Consider the following 17,057-nt stretch of genomic DNA (forward strand, 5'->3'; position numbering starts at 1 on the left):
ACTACTCTTGGTACATGTCCATGAAACGTACGAATGTCTATGCCGACCCTGAAGACCTGGCGATCATCAAGGAGGCGGCCAAGCGAAGGGGCATAAGCGAGGCCGAGATCATCCGACAGGGGATCCATCTCGCGGCCATGGCGAACCGGGTCTGGGACGAGCCGCTTTTCTCGCGGACGTTCGAGGGGTCGGGGCGTACGCCGGCCAAGGCTGAGGTCCGTGACGCGGTCGCCGACGCGGTCCTCCGCGAGACAGACCCCGGAACCGCCGCGTGATCATCGTCATTGCGGACACGTCCGGCCTCTTGGCTGCTCTCGACGCGACGCACCCGGAACACGGAGCGGCGAACGAGGCGATCATGGCGGCCGGTCTCCTGGTGATGTCCCCGCTCCTGCTGGCGGAGCTCGATCACGTGGCCACGCGCGAGTTGGGGCGCGCAGCCGCCGTCAGCGCGATCGATGACCTGCGGCGGTGGATGAGCCGAGGTCGGATCGTCATGCCCGAGATCACGGAAGGCCACTTGGGTGCCGCGCAGTCCGTCCGACTCCGCTACGACGCGCTCGACCTGGACCTCGCCGACGCGGTGAACGTGGCGCTCGCCGCCGACTACGACACTGACGCGATCCTCACCCTCGACCGGCGGGACTTCCGGGCCGTACGGCCGTTGGGCCGCCACAAGGTGTTCCGGGTGCTACCCGACGACCTCCCGCTCTGACGCGAGATCATCCGTGGCCAAGCGCGCGCACCTGCAAGGGGCTTGGTTCCCGACCTGTCAATAAACAAGCCCCAGGCCGCTGACCTGGGGCTTCAATGAAGAGCGGGTGACGAGAATCGAACTCGCGCTCTCAGCTTGGGAAGCTGATGTTCTACCATTAAACTACACCCGCGTAAGACGCCGACCGGAGTCGGTGTCGAATGCCCGCTCACTCTACCTCATGCCAGGCCTCCGGTGTTCAAACCGTGAGGCCTGGGCGCGTTTCAGGGGGTGGGATCGGGCTGCGGGTGACCGGAGTTGGGGCGTACGGTGGGGGCGCGGGCGAGGGCCCGGACGGGACTGGAGTGCCGCCTGGAGGGCCGTCCCTTTGATCCCGTACTGTGGCTTTTGTCGTCAGGCAAGCAGTAGCCGGACGCGGCTCTTGGGGAAGGGACTCTTGGACTTGATGGAGCGCACCGTCGTCCGTTGTGCGGATGGGCACGTGTTCACCACCGCTTCGTTCCCGATGCAGCAGGCCGAGCGGCTCGGCCCCGGCCGGCTGCTTCGGTGTCCGCGATGTGCGCGGCTCCGGAGCGTGGTGCCCGTGAGCTACGAGAAGCGGTAGGAGCGGTAGCGGCACGGCCCGCCACAAGCACGCAGGCAGGCGCGCGGAGACGTCCGGTTGTGGTCGCTCCGCGCGCCTTGCGTATCCTCGGGGCGTGCTTCTCTCAGACAAGGACATCCGGGCCGAGATCGACGCCGGGCGGGTACGGATCGATCCCTATGACGACGCGATGGTGCAGCCGTCGAGCATCGACGTGCGGCTCGACCGCTACTTCCGGGTGTTCGAGAATCACCGGTACCCGCACATCGACCCCGCGATCGAGCAGGCCGATCTGACCCGGCTCGTCGAGCCGGAGGGGGACGAGCCGTTCATCCTGCATCCCGGGGAGTTCGTCCTCGCCAGTACCTACGAGGTCATCTCGCTGCCCGACGATCTCGCCTCCCGCCTGGAGGGCAAGAGTTCGCTGGGCCGGCTCGGGCTCGTCACGCATTCGACGGCCGGCTTCATCGACCCCGGGTTCAGCGGACACGTGACGCTTGAGCTGTCGAACCTCGCCACCCTGCCCATCAAGCTCTGGCCGGGGATGAAGATCGGGCAGCTGTGCATGTTCAAGCTGAGCTCGCCCGCGGACTTCCCGTACGGGAGCGAGCGGTACGGGTCGCGGTACCAGGGGCAGCGGGGGCCGACCGCCTCCCGGTCCTTCCTCAACTTCCATCGGACCCAGGTGTGAGTGACCCGAGCATGAGCGACAAAGGCATGAGTGGCGTTCGGGAGAACCTGACCTACGAGCAGTTCGGCGTCGCCGTGCGCGAGCTCGCGCAGACCATCGCCGACGACGGGTACGAGCCCGACATAGTGCTCAGCATCGCCCGCGGCGGCGTCTTCGTGGCCGGTGGGCTCGCCTACGCCCTCGACTGCAAGAACATCCACCTCGTGAACGTGGAGTTCTACACGGGCGTGGGGACGACCCTCGACATGCCCGTCATGCTCGCTCCCGTCCCCAACGTGATCGACTTCTCCGAGAAGAAGGTGCTGATCACCGACGACGTCGCCGACACCGGCAAGACGCTCAAGCTGGTCCGCGACTTCTGCCTCGACACCGTCGCCGAGGTGCGCAGCGCCGTCGTCTACGAGAAGTCCCAGTCGCTAGTGAAGTGCGAGTACGTGTGGAAGCGGACCGACGCGTGGATCAACTTCCCGTGGTCCGTGGAGCCGCCCGTGGTGCGGCGGGCCGACCAGGTGCTCGACGCCTGACACCACTCCAAGAGGCACCAGGAAAAGGGGCTCCCCTCCCGGGGAGCCCCTTTCTCACGTCGTGCGGAGCCTCAGACCGTGCCCAGCTTCACGATCGACAGCAGCGCGATGAGCTGGATCGCCGACGCGCCCAGCGCCTTCGGCCAGGGCAGGTCGTGGGAGCGGCTGACCATGAGGGTCAGCAGCGCGCCGCCCGCGATCCAGGTGGCCCAGCCCAGCAGCTGGACGAACGTCGCGTCGCCGCCGGCGAACATCGCGAAGACCAGGCGGGGTGCGTCCGTGATGGACATGATCAGCATCGACAGGCCGACTGTCGGCTGCCAGGCGCCGTCGCCGCCGAGCTGGCGGGCCAGGGTGTGGGTGACCACGCCCAGGATGAACGCGCTGATCACCATCGCGACCGCCGTCGTGAGGACGATGGGGATGGCGTTCGAGAGTGTGGCGTTTATCGCATCCTTGCGGGCGCCGTCGAAGCCGAAGACGGCGAGCAGGCCGTAGAGGAACGTGACGATGAGGGCCGGGCCCCACATCGTGTAGTCCCGCATCTGGAGGAACGTCTGCCGGGGGGCGAGGACGATGCCCCTCAGCAGGGCCTTCCAGTGCAGGCGCGGGCCGACCGGGCCGGGCGGCGGGGCGGCCGAGCCGGCGCGGTAGGTGTCGCCCTGGGTGTAGGGGTCCTCGCCGACCGAGAAGGCCTGGGTGTGTCCCGGGTTGTTCGCCGCGTACGGGTCGGGCGGACCCTGGGGGCCGGGCGGGTACGCGCCGTCGCCGAAGTACTCCGGCTCGCCTTGGTCGCCGTAGCCGCCGCCGGGCCGCCCGGCGTTCGGCTGCGGCCAGGCGGGGCCGCCGCCGTTGCCGCCGTACGGCGGCTGCTGCTGCGGGTACGGCTGCGGCGCCGGCGGGTAGCCGTACGACGGTCCCTGCGGCGTCTGCTGCCCGTACGGAGGGTTTTGCGGTCGCGTCTGAGGAGCGCCGTTGTTCCGGCCGCGCCCGATCCTGAATCCAGCCACGTCTTCGAACGTACCTGGTCCCGCGCGGTGGTGTGCCGGGCCCGGGCTTCCGGGCCCGGCTTTGCGGCCGAGCTGTGACATCCCTTAAGGGAAAGGGGCCTTGGGCGTCCGTGGGCGGTCAGGGTTCCGCCGTACGGGCAGCCGTGAGGGCAGCACCACGGCCCCTCGCGGCGGCGTCAGCCGAGCATGTCCTGGCCGAGCCTCAGGTAGCCGGTCGTCGACATGCCGAGCGAGCCGGGGCCGAAGCTGATCGCGTTCTTCGTCGTCACGCCCGAGGCCGAGCCGCGCAGGCTGTAGACGGCGCCGGAGGGGTGGTTCTCGCCGTCGGAGCCCACGGACAGGTCCGCCTTGCCGTCGCCGTTGAGGTCGGACAGGCGTACGGACGCGCCGAAGCGGTCGGCGGACTCGGCGGTGCCGGGGACGCCGGCCGTGTTCTGGGTGAGCGACTGGGCGCCGGTGGTGGTCAGTCCGGTGGCCGAGCCGCGCAGGACCGTGACGGCGCCGGCGATGTCCGCGGTGCCGACGTCCTCGTGGATCGTGCCGACGGCCAGGTCGCCGTAACCGTCGCCGTCGACGTCCGCGATCGAGAGGTCGTTGCCGAACCAGTCGTCCTCCTCGTCCGCGCCGGGGACGCCGGGGGTGTCCTGGTCGATCGTGGTCTGGGGGCTGGTGCGGGCGCCGTCGGTGCCGCCGGGGTACACGCTGACCGAGCCGCCGAGGCTCTTGGCGTCGCCGCCGTAGTCCGCCGTGACGACGTCGTCGTAGCCGTCGCCGTTCAGGTCGCCGACCGTCGCCAGCTCCCAGCCGCCGCTCTTGAGGAACGTCTGGCGGGTGAGGCCGGAGGCGGCGCCGAGGAAGACCATGGCACCGTCCTCGTAGTCCGACGCCTGGCTGCCGGTGGCGACCAGGTCGTCGGTGCCGTCGCCGTCGATGTCGCCGGCGGCGAGGCTCTGGGCGCCTGCGAGACCGGCGCCGCCCCGCAGGCCGGTGGCGAGCTCGGAGCGGGACGTCGAGCCGGAGGTCTTGGTGAAGCTCCGGTGGATCCAGACGTCGCTGCCGGTACTGCCGGCGGCGAGGTCGGGGCGGCCGTCGCCGTCGAAGTCGCCGACGGTGAGGGACATGCCGTACTCGTCGTGGGCGGAGACGGCCGGGTCCGTGACGCCCTTGCCGCCGGACAGGCCGCTCTTGCCGCCCCAGACGACCGTGACGGAGCCGCCGTCGGCGTCGGAGCCGACGTCCTCGCCGACACTGCCGATCACCAGGTCGGCGTACCCGTCGGCGTTCAGGTCGCCGGAGGCGAGGGACTTGCCGAAGCGGTCGCCCTGCTCGGCGGTGCCGGGGATGCCGGCGGTGTCCTGGGTGAGGATCGTGCGGCGGGCGGCGCTGATGCCGTTCGCGGAGCCGTAGGTGACGACGACGGCGCCCGCGTCGGTCTTGCCGCCGACGGGGGTGTAGGGCGCGGCGGTGGCGAGGTCGCGGTAGCCGTCGCCGTTGAAGTCGTCGGCGTACTTGGCGGGTGCCGCGACGGCGGCCGGTACGGCGGTGAAGAGGGCGGCGCCCAGCGCGGCCGCGGTGGTCAGGGCCGCGAGGGCGTGGGGGGTGCGGTGAGGCATGCGTCGTCCTTGTGAGTTGTAACGAGCCGGGGCGGGCGAGGCGAGGTGAGGCGGGGCGGATCGGGCGTCTGGGGCGGCTACCGGCAGGTGGCCTCGACCGGCCCCGGCCCCGGCCCCGGCCGGGCCACGACCGGCCCCGGCCCGGAGCGGTCTGCCCCGGGCCGGTTCCGGGCAGGTCAGTCGGGAAGCGAGCCGCCGAGCTCCGGCAGGACGACCGCTCCGGTCTTCGTCGGCACCGTGGCCGTGCCCCGCATCAGCAGCGCGCCGCCCGCCGCGCCCACGGCCAGGTCGGCCTTGCCGTCGGCGGTCAGGTCGCGCAGGCGGACGGTGTAGCCGAAGGAGGCGTGGGAGTCGGCGGGGCCCAGCACCGTCTGGGCGATCCACGAGGAGCGGGCGCCGCTGAGGCCGCCGGAGCCGCCGCGGAACACGTGGACCCCGCCCTGGTCCTCCAGGCCCTCGACGTCCTCGTGCGGCACGCCGACCGCGAGGTCCGCGTAGCCGTCGCCGTTGGCGTCGGCGGCCGAGATGGCGTAGCCGAAGTTGTCGTCGGCCTCCGGGCTGCCGGAGACACCCGAGGTGGCCTGGGTGAACGTGGTCGACGTGCCCGGGCCCGACGCCGTGCCGCGCCAGATGGTGACCGCGCCCTTGCCGTTGTCCTTGTCGGGCACGCCGAGGGCGATGTCGCCGTAGCCGTTCTTGTCGAAGTCGCCGATGACCGGGCTCGGGTAGAGGCCCTGCTGCTGGTCGCTGAGGGTCCTGGACGCGCCGGAGGCGAGGCCGGAGGACGTGCCCTTCAGGAACCAGGCGCGCTCGCGGATGTCGCTGCCGTTGATCTCCGTGCCGATCACGACCAGGTCGGTCCTGCCGTCCCCGTCGACCTTTCCGGCCCCGAGACCGGAGGAGTACCAGCCGGCCGACCCCTTGTCGATCTCGCTGACCTTGCCGGTCGTGCCGGACTTGGTGAACGGGCCCCGGTACAGCCACGTCTCCCCGCCGCCGATCACGGCCAGGTCGGGCGAGCCGTCGCCGGTGAAGTCGCCGGTGGCGAGGTCGCGGCCGAAGTAGCTGCCCGCGCCGCCGGCGGGCGTGAGGTTGGTGCCGCCGGACAGGCCGGACTTCGAACCCCAGACGACGGTGACCGTGCCGCGGTAGTCGGTGCTGCCCACGTGCTCCATGGAGTTGCCGACGACGAGGTCCGCGTAGCCGTCCTTGTTGAGGTCGGCGCTCGCGAGGGACTCGCCGAACCGGTCGTCCTCCTCACCGGCTCCGGGGATGCCGGAGCTGTCCTGGTGGAGGAACTTCGGGTGGGCGGTGTCGAGGCCGGTGGCGGTGCCGTACACGACGGTCACCGTGCCACCCTTGCGGTCGACGTCGTCGTAGCCGCCGTAGGCGAGGTCGCGGCGGCCGTCGCCGTTGAAGTCGTCGTAGTGCTTGGCCACCGCCGCGGAGGCGGGGCCGGTGAGGAACACGGGGGTGACGCCGGTCGCCAGCAGGGCGGCGACCAGGGCGGTCGTGGTGGATCTGCGCATGGGAGTCTCCCTGGTTCGTCAGCCGATGAGGCCGGTGCCGAAGGCGCCGTAGGAACGGGTCTGGCCGAGGCTGCCCGGGCCGAAGGCGCGGGCGCCGTCGGTGACGGGGCCGGTGGCCGAGCCGCGCAGCGTCGTGATCCCGCCGATGCCCTCGTCCTCGAAGCCGGCGCTGACGGTGAACTCGGCGCGGCCGTCCTTGGTGACGTCGGCCAGCAGGACGTCCGAGCCGAAGTAGTCGATGGCCTCGGCGGTGCCCGGGACACCGGCGGTGGCCTGGGTGAGGGTGCGGCCGCCGGTGCGCGAGACACCCGAGGCCGAGCCGTTCATCAGGACCGTGGAACCGGCGTCCTCGATGGTGCCGACGTCCTCGAAGACGACGCCGATGGCGAGGTCGCCGTAGCCGTCGCCGTTGGCGTCGCCGATGGAGACCGAGCCGCCGAAGCCGTCGTTCGCCTCGTCGGCGCCGGGGACACCGGTGGAGGCCTGGGTCAGCTCGGCCATGGGGGCGTCGCCGTTGACCGGGCCGCCCTCGGAGCCGCGGATGACGACGACCTCGCCGCCGAGGCTGCCGCTGTGGTCGTCGTCCTTCGTGAAGACGTTGCCGAGTGCGATCTCGTCGTAGCCGTCGCCGTCGATGTCGCCGAGGGCGAGGGAGGTGCCGCCGTTCAGGGGGCGGGGGACGGAGGTGTCCGGGCCGGTGGGGGAGCCGAGGTAGGCGACGCCCTTGGACCAGCTGCCCGACTCGGACGAGTCGAGCCGTACGCGGTAGGTGAGGACCAGGTCCGACCTGCCGTCGGCGTTGGTGTCGCCCGCTTTCATGGCGTCGACGCTGTACGCCGTCTCGGGCGTGTTGACGCGCTTCGCGGTGCCGGTGGTACCGCTCGTGGTGAAACCGCCGCGGATCACGTAGGCGTGGGAGGAGCCGGTGCCGACGGCCAGGTCCTTCTTGCCGTCGCCGTCGAAGTCGCCCGCGGTCAGCAGCCGGCCCCAGTGGTCGTGCCCGGAGACCGCCGGGTCCTTGACCGAGGTGCCGTTCTTCAGGCCGCTCGCCGAGCCCCACAGCACGGTGACGGAGCCGCCGTCGGTGTCGGTGCCGACGTCCTCGCCGGAGGAGCCGACCGCGAGGTCGGTGTAGCCGTCGCCGTTGAGGTCGGCGACGGCGAGCGCGTCACCGAAGGTGTCCTCGGCCTCGGCGGCACCGGGCACCCCGGCGGTGTTCTGGCTGACCACGGTCCGCTTGGCCGGGTCGAGGCCGGTGGCGCCGCCGTAGACCACGGCGACGTAGCCGGCCATGCCCTTGCCGTCGACCTTGGCGTACGGGGCGGCGAACGCGACGTCGCCGTAGCCGTCGCCGTTGAAGTCGGCCTTCGGGCCGGTGGCGGGCGCGGCGGTGGCCGCCGTCGCGGGCAGGGCGGTGAGCAGGCCGGTGGTGAGGGCCGTGGCCAGGAGGAGGGTGCGCTTGCGCATCTGTGGAGTCCCGTTGTCGGTGATCAGGAGTTGAGTGCGGTGCCGTAGCCCGGCGTGCCGGCCGTGGAGACGCCGGTCGTGCCGGGGCCGAAGCTGACGGAGCCGGTGGCCGTCGGGCCGGTGGCGGTGGCGCGCAGGGACCAGACGGCGCCGTCGCCGGCGTTCTCGCCCGGCGCGGAGATGGACAGGTCGGCGCGGTGGTCGCCGGTGTGGTCGGTGAGGGTCACGCGGGCGCCGAAGCGGTCGCCCTGCTCCGAACTGCCGGGCACACCGGCGGTGTTCTGGGTGTACGAGGTGGCGCCCTTGGTGGTGAGGCCGGACGCCGAGCCGTACAGCACGGTGACCGCACCGGCGGCGGAGTTCTCGCCGGCGGCGCCGATCGCCAGGTCGGCGAAGCCGTCGCCGTTGACGTCGCCGAGCGCGACGTCGCTGCCGAAGCGGTCGCCCTTCTCGGCGGCGCCGGGCACACCGGCGGTGTCCTGGGTGAGGACGAGCGGGGCGCGGTTGGTGTCGAGGCCGCCGTCGGGTCCGCCGTGGACGACGGTGACCCGGCCGCCGAGGGCGCCCTCCGGGTCGGCGGAGGCTTCCCGGTCGTTCCCCACGGCGATGTCGTCGTGGCCGTCGCCGTCGATGTCGCCCACGGTGGAGACGGACCCGGCGGGCAGGCGCTCCAGCCAGTTGACGTAGTTGCCGATCTTCAGGTCGGCGAGGGCGGTGGTCGCGGCACCGGTGCTCACGGCACGGCCGTGCAGGACCACCCGGGGGCGGCCGTCGCCGGTGACGTCGCCGGAGGAGAGGTGCGTGACACCCGTCGAGGAGGACCACCAGTCGTTGCGCGAGCCCGAACCGCCGTTGGACGCGCTCGTCCTGGTGATCGGGCCCTCCACGAGGGAGAGGGTGACCGGGCCGGTGGAGCCGACCGCGACGTCCATGTCCCCGTCGCCGTCGAAGTCGCCCGCGGCCAGTGTCTGGCCGTACCGGTCGTAGTCGGTGCTGAAGAAGCTGAACAGCGAACGGGCACCGGACAGGCCGGACTTCGCGCCCCAGACGATGGTGACCGTGCCGTCGTTGCTGTCGCCGCCGTCCTCACCGGGCGTGCCGATCAGCAGGTCGGCGTAGCCGTCGGTGTTGAGGTCCGCGGAGGCGAGCGCGGAGCCGAACGCGTCGTCGGCCTCGGCGGCACCGGGCATGCCGGCCGTGTTCTGGGTCAGGAGCGTGCGCGTGGAGGTCTTCGGCCCGCTGGTGCTGCCGTAGACGACGGACACGGCACCCGCCTTCGCCTGCCCGGCGACGGTGGCGCCCGGCGCGCCGATCGCGAGGTCGGTGCGGCCGTCGCCGTTGAAGTCGTAGGGGGCGGCGGGGGTCGCGGCGTGCGCGGCCGGGGCGGAGAGGGTGAGGGCGAGCGGGGTCAGGGCCGCCGCGACGACGGCGGCGGTGATACGGGTGCGCATGGGTGTACGTGCCTCACAGAGGAGTTGGCGGGCCGTCACTGGGCGGCGGAGTGTCACTGGGCGACGACGGAACCGAGGCTGCCGTCCTTGAGGGAGACGGCGGTGGTGGTGATGCCCTGTGCCCCGCTCGTGGTCAGGCCGGAGGCGGAGCCGCGCAGGGTCCACAGGCCGCCCGTGGAGTTCTCGCCGTCGACGCCGACGACCAGGTCCGCCTTGCCGTCCTTGGTCACGTCGGTCAGGCCGACCGCCGAACCGAACCGGTCCCAGGACTCGGCCGAGCCGGGCACACCGGCGGTGTCCTGGGTGTACGACTTCACGCCGCTGCTGGTCTTCAGGCCGGCGGCGGAGCCGAACAGCACGGTCACCGAGCCCGCGTCCTTCGCCGAGCCGACGTCCTCGCCCGAGGCGGAGACCACGACGTCGGCGTACCCGTCGCCGTTGATGTCGCCGGTGGTCACCGCCGAGCCGAAACCGTCGTAGGCCTCGCCCGCGCCGGGCACGCCCGCGGTGTCCTGGTGGACGACGGTCGGCTGCTGCGCCGGGTCGGGGCCGTTCGGGCCGCCGTACCAGACGGTGATCTGGCCGCCCTTGTGGCCGCCGGGCTTGAGGTCGTACGGGTCCGTGTAGTCGCCGAGGACGAGGTCGCCGTAGCCGTCGCCGTCGATGTCGCCGATCGAACCGGGGTAGCCGTCGGCGTCCGGCAGCTGGGCCATCTTGTACGTCGAGCCGGTCCAGCGGAAGTAGTCGATCTGGCCGCCGGTGTCGCCGTCCACGTTGAACGGGTAGACGCGCTCGGCCGCGCCGTCGCCGGTCATGTCACCCGCGATCACCTCGTACGTCGTGCCCAGCTCGCCGACGACGGAGTGGCTCAGCGGACCGCCGGTGCGGGTGAAGGGGCCCCGGTAGATGCGGGTGTGGGTCTGGCCGGTGAGCGTGACGTCCGTGTCGCCGTCGGCGTCGAAGTCGCCGGTCGCGATGCCCCGGGAGAAGCCGCCGTACTCGGAGAGCGACGTCGGCTGCGGCAGGCCCTTGCCGCTGGTCAGGCCCGACTTGCTCCCCCACAGGATCGTGCCGGAGCCGATGCCGTCCCGGTCGCCGATGCTCTCGCCGGTGGCGCCGACGACGAGGTCGGAGTAGCCGTCCCTGTCCAGGTCGCCGGTGGCCAGGGCGGCGCCGAACACGTCGCCCGACTCGGCGGTGCCGGGCACGCCCGCGGAGTTCTGGGTGATGACGGCCTTGCGGGCGGCCGACACACCGGACGCCGAGCCGTACAGCACGACGACCGCACCGGCGCAGGAGGCCGAGCCGACGGTGGAGCAGGGGGCGCCGGCCGCGACGTCCCGGTACCCGTCGCCGTTGAAGTCCCCGGCGAGGCCCGAGGGCGCGGCGGCGGCCGGGGTGATGGTGAGCAGGCCGGTGGTGAGCGTGGCGGCCAGGAGAAGGGTGCGCTTGCGCAAGGTGGGGCTCCGGGTGGGAAGCGGCGGGCCGGGCCTGAGGGCCGGCCCCGGGTGAGGAGAGCGGGGCGGCTCAGGCGGTGGGGCAGGCCTGCGGGGCGGAGTCCCGGTGTGTCGCCGTGCCGGTCGCGGGCACGGACGGCCCGCCCGTCGGCCCGTCCGTCGGCCCGTCCGTCGGCGTGGCCGGGCCGGTGGCCGTCGCGAGGGCGGGGCGCGGGTGCGGGTGCGGGTGCGGGTGCCCGTGGGGGCGCCGCCGGTGCGGTGGCTGGTGCTGATGCATGCGGGGGTCTCCTGCGGCATGCGGGATGCCTGGCGGGCATCCACAGTCGATGAGGCGCCGGGACCGTCCGTGTTCGCCGGGAGTTGTACGGGCGTTCACGGGTGGTCGGCGATCAGGAGACCTGTGTGGGGACGTAAGGGTTGTACGTGAGTTCGGTTAATTTCCGAGGCCGCTGAGAGGCAGGGCTCATGTCACTCGCCGGGCACCGTCCGGTACCGCACATCGACCGCCGCCTTGCCGTCGTCCCCGACGAGCAGCTCCAGCCGTACGGGCGCACCCCCGGGGTTGTCGAACAGCCGGATCCCGTCGCCGAGCAGCACGGGCACGATGTGCAGGTCGATCTCGTCGATCAGCCCGCGTTCCAGGAGCTGCCGGCCGATGGTCGGCGAGAACACCTCGACGTTCTTCCCGCCGGCGGCCTCCCGCGCGATCCGGACCGCCTCGGCGACGTCACAGCTCAGGAAGGTCACGCCCGGGGTGGGCTGCGCGTCCTCCGGGTGGTGCGTGAGCACGAACACGGGTCCCTGCCAGGCGCCGCCGTAGATCCCGGTGGGGTCGGGGTAGGCGTCCCAGCCGGTGCGGCCGCCCAGCACGGCGCCGGTCGTCTCGGCGTACTCCGCGACGAGGCCGGGACGGAAGGTCACCCCCGTCATCCAGTCCATCGTGTGATTCGGCCCGGCGACGAATCCGTCCAGGGACATCGAGAAGTGCCAGAGCACCTTGCCGGCGGCGGTCTGCGGTTCCACGGCGGTCGGCCTCTCCCGGTAGGTGGTCACGGCTGCTTGCGGACCCGGTAGCGCAGGTGAAGCACGCGGTCGCCCTGGATCACGGTGTGCGGGTCCTCCAGCAGGTAGTCGGCGGAGGCCCTGGACACCGTGGCGTACTCGTTGAGCTGGACGTGGCCGTTGCCGTACCAGTCGAAGAGCGGCCCGACCTGATCGTCCGCGTCGGCGATGAAGCCGTCCACGGAGACGACGTTGTGCATCACGACGGTGGTCATCGTGTCTCCCGTGCGTCAGGGGGCCGGAGGGCGGCCCTTGTGCATCCATAGACCGGCCCCACGCCGAAGACTCATCGCGCACCACCACTCCTCGGACCCGCCCCTTCGCCCGCACTGTCGGAATTCCAGCTCTCGCGCGGGAATTCTCTGCGGGCCGGCCACCTGCGGTCGGGCAACGCAGGGGACAGAGGCGCCAAAATGTTCCGGTTTTTCCGGATTATGCGCTTTGGCTCTTGAGTGGGTGGTTACGCGTGAGAGAGCTACAGAAACGAGGAGAATGCTAATGATCACTCGCGACCAGATCTCCACAGTGCTGGAACATCCCGTCTACGACGCGCACGGCAACAAGATCGGTGACGCCAAGCACGTCTTCTTCGACGATGTGACCGGCGAGCCCGAGTGGGTGAGCGTGCAGACCGGCTTGTTCGGCACCAGCGAGTCGTTCGTGCCGATCCACGACGGGACCGTGGTGGAGGACCACCTGGAGGTGCCCTTCGCCAAGGACACGGTCAAGGACGCACCGAACGTCGACGTCGATGCCGGAGGGCATCTGTCCGTAGAGGAGGAGCACCGTCTGTACGAGCACTACGGCATCGACTGGGACACGGCTTGGCAGCAGGCCAACCAGCGAGACCAGGGCGGCTGGGCCCACACCGGCACCGGCACCGCCGGGCAGACCGGGATGGCGGCCGGGAGAGCGCCCGCCGGCGACGACGCGATGACGCGCTCCGAGGAGCAGATGCACGTCGGTGTCGAACGCCGCGAGACCGGCCGGGCGCGCCTGCGCAAGTACGTCGTCACCGAGGAGGTCCAGAAGACCGTCCCCGTACGCCACGAAGAAGTCCGCGTCGAACGCGAACCGATCACCGACGCCAACCGGGACGCGGCGATGTCCGGCGTCGACATCACCGAGGCCGAGCACGAGGTGATCCTCCACGCGGAGCGTCCGGTCGTGGAGACGGAAGCCGTCCCCGTCGAACGCGTCCGCCTGGAAACCGAGGAGCGCACCGACGAGGCAACCGTTCGTGGCGAGGTCCGCAAGGAGCGGATCGAGACCGACGTGTCCGACGAGACCGACGTGTCCGACGAGACCGGCCAGAGTGATCGGTGACGGAAGGGCAGCCGAGTCGGAAACCGAGTGGCACAACGTCGAAGGGCCCCACTGCGTGCAGTGGGGCCCTTCGACGGCAGCAGGGACGGCTGCCTGCACGGTTCTCAGCCGGGGCCCGACTGCCGCCGGGTTTCGCCGGCGACCTGCTGTCCGGAGTCGCGTGCCTGCTCGGCTACCTGGCCGGCCTGGCCGCGGGCCTCGTCCTGCGTGGTGCGGGCGGCCTCCGCGGCGGTGTCCTTCACCTCCTGCGCCGCACTCTGGGCGACCTCCTTGGCCCCCTCCTTCAGGTTCTGTGCCGACTCCTGGGCGGCCTGCTTCACGGGTTCCAGCGCCTCGCCGCCGCGTTGCATCAGCTCGGTGGTCCTCTCCTGCTCCATCTGGGAGACGGGCAGCATCGAGGCCGCCAGCATGCCGGCGCCGAAGGCGATCAGACCGGCGGCCAGCGGGTTGCCCTGGGTCTGGCGTATCGCCTGTTCCGGAGCCTGCCGTACGGCTTCACCGGCCTGGCCGGCAGCCTCCCGCGCGGTGCCGGCCGCCTGCTGGGTGCCCTCCTGCAGCGATCCGGCCATCGACTGCGCGCTGCCGCTGACGCCCTGGGCGGTCTGGGAGGCGGATCCCATGACCCGTTCCCGCATGCCCGAGACGGTGCCGCGCATCCTGCGCGTGCGGCGACGGGCGATACGCCGGGGGCTGGTCCGGTCCGCGAGCCGGTCCATGTCGGCGGACAAACGGTCCCGCGTGGCGGTGATCTCGGCCCTCATCTGGTCGGGTGACGTGCCCATTGCGCATTCTCCTTCAGCGTCTCGACTGTCTGCCCTGGCTTCGGCGTCACGGTGCGCATCCGGGTACGGCCCCGTGCGTACAGCACCGCCGCGACCACGGCCCACACCGCGGTGACGATCAGGGCGGCCCAGCCGCCGTCCATCACGTTGGCCAGGCCCAGCACCGCGGCCAGTGACAGGAACAGCAGAACCATGTAGCCGGCGAACCCGGCGCCGCCGTACATGCCGGCCGCCTTGCCCGCCTTGGTCGCCTCCTGCTTGACCTCGGTCTTGGCCAGCTCGACCTCCTGCCGGAACAGGGTCTGGACGTCGGAGGTCACGGCGGACAGCAGCTCGCCCACCGAGGTGTCCCCACCGCGCTCCTCCACACGGCGGGACTGGATCGTGGCCATCGCTCACACCTCCGGGTACGGACGGGCCGACGCGCCGCCCGGGGGCATCCCGACGGACGGCTGCATCTCCGGGGGAGGACCGGACGGCAGCGCCGTGGGCTGTCCTTCGTCCGGAGCCGCAGGCTGCTGTGTGCGTTCAGCGGACCCGTCGGACTTGCCCGCCGCCTTCACCAGCCGCCCGACGGCCAGCCCTGCCAGCAGCGCGCCGCCCAGGAATACGCCGGGGCGTCGGCGGGCGAAGTCCTGCACATCGGTGAGGACGCCGTCGACTCCCTGTCTGTCCAGATAATCGGCCGCCCGGTGCCCACCGTCGGCCGCCTGAGCCGCGAGGCCACGGGCAGGCGAGTCGCTCTGGGCGTTCTCCGCCAGCCCGGCCAGGTCGTCCGCCCACTGGCGCAGCGAGCCTGCCGCCCGCCTGGTCTGCTCCTCGACCTCGCTCATCGCTCGGCTCCGCAGGTCCTGGGCGGCCGCGCCGACCTGCTGCCGTGCCTCGCCGGCCACGGTCTTGGCCTGGTCCACGGCGGTACCCGTGACTTCTCCCGCGGCCTGCCTGGCCTGATCGGTGGTGGCCGACGCCTCCGCTCTGGCCGTCTCCCCGGTCTGCCGCAACCTCGTCGTGCCGCCCTGCGCTGCCTCGCTCATCAGCCACTCCTCCTCACAAGATCACTTCACTTGTGTCCGCTATATACGCGAGTGACTGTTTCGTTACTGTTCACACCCTTGAGGGGCGATTTATCGAGATTGATTGCGATACCCAGCAGGCAGGGGGCGACCCCACCTCGGCTCTCAGGTCGAAACGGCGGGTCTGGTCCATGATTCTCTGGTTCGTCACACCGAGAAGGTGCGCGAGCCCGACCGGAGCGGCACGGGCCGACCGCGGAAGTGGTGCACTCCCACACTGTCTTGCAGTGTCGTAACGCTCATGCCACTTCTCCCAGTGCATGGCCGCGGCCTTACGGGGGGCTGCAAATCTGCGGCGATGACGGACCCCGCCTGGGAAGCTACTGATCATGACAATCCCGTTACCACCGCACCCCACCGGCCTCCCTTACCACCGCATGGGCCACAGCACCGGCCGTCACAGCTGGTGGCGGCCAGTACTCGGCACTCTGCTGGCTCTCGGCGCCTACCTCGTACTCATCCTCCTGCTGTTCGCCCTCTCCTACGGCTTCGGGGCGGCGGCCGGACTTGGCGAACTGCCCGACGGCGGCTACGACTTCGGCACACCCGTCAACACGGCCCTGGACCTCACGTTCATCGCGATCGCCCTGCCCGTGATTCTGCTGGCCGTGTGGTGGCCGGGGCGGCGACCGCCCGGCACCTTGTCGCCGGACGGCTGCGGTGGCGCTGGCTGGCCCGGTGTCTGCTCGCCGCGGTACTCCCCGTGACCGTGCTGGCGGTGTCCGCGGTTCTCCTGCCCGGCAGCGGAGGCGACTCGGGGGAGTCCGACGTGTGGGTGGGCCGGCGTTCGTTCCTCACCTCACTGATCGTGCTGGCCGTCTTCGTCCCGGTGCAGGCCGCGGCCGAGGAGTACGTGTTCCGGGGCTGGCTGACGCAGGCGGTCGGCGCCTTCTTCCGTTCCCCGTGGTTCGCGGTGATCCCGCAGGCCGTGCTCTTCGCCGCCGCCCACGGCTGGGGCACCAAGTGGGGCTTCATCGGCCTGCTGGTCTTCGGTCTGGTCTGCGGTTGGCTGACCATCCGCACCGGCGGCCTGGAGGCTGCCGTCGCGCTGCACGCCCTGAACAACCTGCTGGCCTTCGGCGCCGCGGCCGCTTTCGTCGACGGGCTGTCGTCCGACGAGACCGCCGCCGACTCACCCTGGCAACTCGCCCTCGTGGACGTGGCAACGACACTGATCTACGCCGCGCTCGTGCTGTGGCTCGCCCGGCGCCACCACCCCCAGCGCCTCTCACCCCCGGTGTCCGGGCCCGCCTAGAACTACCGGTACTCCACCGACCAACAGGTCGTCATCGACGCAGACAGCCGACTCGCTCAGTCGATACAGAACTCATTGCCCTCGATGTCCAGCATCGGGATGCACGACTCGTTTTCCTCATCGGCATACAGCGTTCGCACGTGTACTGCGCCGATCGCGACCAGTCGTGCGCATTCGGCCTCAAGTACGGCGAGGCGTTCTTCACCCACCAGTCCGGTGCCGACCCGCACATCAAGATGCACCCGGTTCTTGACGGTCTTCCCTTCGGGGACGCGCTGGAAGTACAGCCGCGGGCCCACACCTGAGGGATCCATGCAGGCGAACCATGAATCCCGCTGCTCAGGCGGCTGCGAACGCTTGAAGTCATCCCAAGTGGCAAACCCCTCCGGTGGCGGTGGTACGACGTACCCCAACACCTCGCACCAGAAACGAGCGAGACGCTCAGGTTCTGCGCAGTCGAAGGTGACTTGGAACTTCTTGATCGCTGACATCGGTGCACCGTACCCCGCGGACAGAATG

Annotated in this window: 20 protein-coding genes and 1 tRNA gene; 7 read left to right on the plus strand and 14 right to left on the minus strand. The window is 71.2% G+C overall.

Translation table 11 applies throughout. From position 1 onward, the window contains the following. Positions 1-14: 14 nt before the first annotated feature. Complete coding sequence (locus CP976_RS23305) at positions 15-275, plus strand: ribbon-helix-helix domain-containing protein (RefSeq protein WP_150482128.1); 261 nt, start codon at positions 15-17, stop codon at positions 273-275. Continuing rightward, positions 272-715: a PIN domain-containing protein gene (locus CP976_RS23310; protein ID WP_150482129.1), complete on the plus strand. Its 444-nt coding sequence runs from the start codon at positions 272-274 to the stop codon at positions 713-715. Before CP976_RS23305 ends, CP976_RS23310 begins: the two co-directional genes overlap by 4 nt. Positions 716-816: 101 nt before the next feature. On the opposite strand, the gene CP976_RS23315 is transcribed toward CP976_RS23310, so the two are convergent. After that, positions 817-887, minus strand: a tRNA-Gly gene (locus tag CP976_RS23315). A gap of 526 nt (positions 888-1,413) precedes the next feature. Here CP976_RS23315 and dcd point away from each other — a divergent pair. Further along, positions 1,414-1,989 carry a dCTP deaminase gene (gene dcd / locus CP976_RS23320; protein ID WP_031142497.1) on the plus strand — a complete coding sequence of 192 codons (576 nt, stop codon included), beginning with the start codon at positions 1,414-1,416 and terminating at the stop codon, positions 1,987-1,989. A gap of 26 nt (positions 1,990-2,015) precedes the next feature. Then, entirely contained in the window at positions 2,016-2,513 is a 498-nt protein-coding gene (locus CP976_RS23325) for a phosphoribosyltransferase (protein WP_150482130.1), read from the plus strand. A 71-nt stretch (positions 2,514-2,584) separates the two neighbouring features. Here CP976_RS23325 and CP976_RS23330 read toward each other — a convergent pair whose 3' ends face one another. From CP976_RS23330 to CP976_RS43815, 9 genes are all read right to left on the minus strand, one after another. After that, positions 2,585-3,604: a Yip1 family protein gene (locus tag CP976_RS23330; protein WP_150482131.1), complete on the minus strand. Its 1,020-nt coding sequence runs from the start codon at positions 3,602-3,604 to the stop codon at positions 2,585-2,587. Positions 3,605-3,699: 95 nt separating this feature from the next. Further along, complete coding sequence (locus CP976_RS23335; protein WP_150482132.1) at positions 3,700-5,136, minus strand: FG-GAP-like repeat-containing protein; 1,437 nt, start codon at positions 5,134-5,136, stop codon at positions 3,700-3,702. A gap of 176 nt (positions 5,137-5,312) precedes the next feature. Further along, the gene (locus tag CP976_RS23340) at positions 5,313-6,665 is read right to left on the minus strand and encodes an FG-GAP and VCBS repeat-containing protein (protein ID WP_150482133.1); all 1,353 of its coding nucleotides are present in this window, start codon (positions 6,663-6,665) and stop codon (positions 5,313-5,315) included. Between the two features lie 18 nt (positions 6,666-6,683). Beyond that, positions 6,684-8,132, minus strand: a complete 1,449-nt coding sequence (locus tag CP976_RS23345) for an FG-GAP-like repeat-containing protein (protein ID WP_150482134.1) — start codon at positions 8,130-8,132, stop codon at positions 6,684-6,686. 23 nt (positions 8,133-8,155) lie between these two features. Continuing rightward, a complete protein-coding gene (locus CP976_RS23350) occupies positions 8,156-9,583 on the minus strand; it encodes an FG-GAP-like repeat-containing protein (RefSeq protein ID WP_150482135.1) in 1,428 nt (475 codons plus the stop codon). 53 nt (positions 9,584-9,636) lie between these two features. Next, a complete protein-coding gene (locus CP976_RS23355) occupies positions 9,637-11,040 on the minus strand; it encodes an FG-GAP-like repeat-containing protein (protein ID WP_150482136.1) in 1,404 nt (467 codons plus the stop codon). 70 nt (positions 11,041-11,110) lie between these two features. Next, positions 11,111-11,317 carry a hypothetical protein gene (locus CP976_RS23360; RefSeq protein ID WP_150482137.1) on the minus strand — a complete coding sequence of 69 codons (207 nt, stop codon included), beginning with the start codon at positions 11,315-11,317 and terminating at the stop codon, positions 11,111-11,113. 191 nt (positions 11,318-11,508) lie between these two features. Next, positions 11,509-12,093 (minus strand): dihydrofolate reductase family protein, encoded by a 585-nt coding sequence (locus CP976_RS23365; protein ID WP_229875407.1) that lies wholly within the window; start codon positions 12,091-12,093, stop codon positions 11,509-11,511. Beyond that, entirely contained in the window at positions 12,090-12,317 is a 228-nt protein-coding gene (locus CP976_RS43815) for a hypothetical protein (RefSeq protein ID WP_229875405.1), read from the minus strand. Before CP976_RS43815 ends, CP976_RS23365 begins: the two co-directional genes overlap by 4 nt. A 283-nt stretch (positions 12,318-12,600) precedes the next feature. Between CP976_RS43815 and CP976_RS23375 the strand changes: the two genes are divergently transcribed. Beyond that, entirely contained in the window at positions 12,601-13,428 is an 828-nt protein-coding gene (locus CP976_RS23375; protein ID WP_150482138.1) for a DUF2382 domain-containing protein, read from the plus strand. A 104-nt stretch (positions 13,429-13,532) separates the two neighbouring features. On the opposite strand, the gene CP976_RS23380 is transcribed toward CP976_RS23375, so the two are convergent. The 3 genes from CP976_RS23380 to CP976_RS23390 are packed head-to-tail and all read right to left on the minus strand — an operon-like array spanning position 13,533 to position 15,244. Continuing rightward, positions 13,533-14,210 carry a DUF3618 domain-containing protein gene (locus CP976_RS23380; RefSeq protein ID WP_150482139.1) on the minus strand — a complete coding sequence of 226 codons (678 nt, stop codon included), beginning with the start codon at positions 14,208-14,210 and terminating at the stop codon, positions 13,533-13,535. Further along, positions 14,186-14,602, minus strand: a complete 417-nt coding sequence (locus CP976_RS23385; RefSeq protein ID WP_150482140.1) for a phage holin family protein — start codon at positions 14,600-14,602, stop codon at positions 14,186-14,188. Before CP976_RS23385 ends, CP976_RS23380 begins: the two co-directional genes overlap by 25 nt. A gap of 3 nt (positions 14,603-14,605) precedes the next feature. Next, entirely contained in the window at positions 14,606-15,244 is a 639-nt protein-coding gene (locus CP976_RS23390; RefSeq protein WP_150482141.1) for an ATP synthase F0 subunit B, read from the minus strand. A gap of 368 nt (positions 15,245-15,612) precedes the next feature. Here CP976_RS23390 and CP976_RS43820 point away from each other — a divergent pair, with 368 nt between their 5' ends. Both CP976_RS43820 and CP976_RS43825 read left to right on the plus strand, forming a co-directional pair. After that, the gene (locus tag CP976_RS43820) at positions 15,613-15,990 is read left to right on the plus strand and encodes a hypothetical protein (protein WP_229875395.1); all 378 of its coding nucleotides are present in this window, start codon (positions 15,613-15,615) and stop codon (positions 15,988-15,990) included. Positions 15,991-16,001: 11 nt separating this feature from the next. Further along, entirely contained in the window at positions 16,002-16,538 is a 537-nt protein-coding gene (locus CP976_RS43825; protein ID WP_229875392.1) for a CPBP family intramembrane glutamic endopeptidase, read from the plus strand. Positions 16,539-16,594: 56 nt separating this feature from the next. On the opposite strand, the gene CP976_RS23400 is transcribed toward CP976_RS43825, so the two are convergent. Continuing rightward, positions 16,595-17,029: a VOC family protein gene (locus CP976_RS23400; protein ID WP_150482142.1), complete on the minus strand. Its 435-nt coding sequence runs from the start codon at positions 17,027-17,029 to the stop codon at positions 16,595-16,597. Positions 17,030-17,057: the final 28 nt, after the last annotated feature.

This window comes from Streptomyces coeruleorubidus, assembly GCF_008705135.1.
In the GTDB taxonomy this organism is placed as follows: domain Bacteria; phylum Actinomycetota; class Actinomycetes; order Streptomycetales; family Streptomycetaceae; genus Streptomyces; species Streptomyces coeruleofuscus.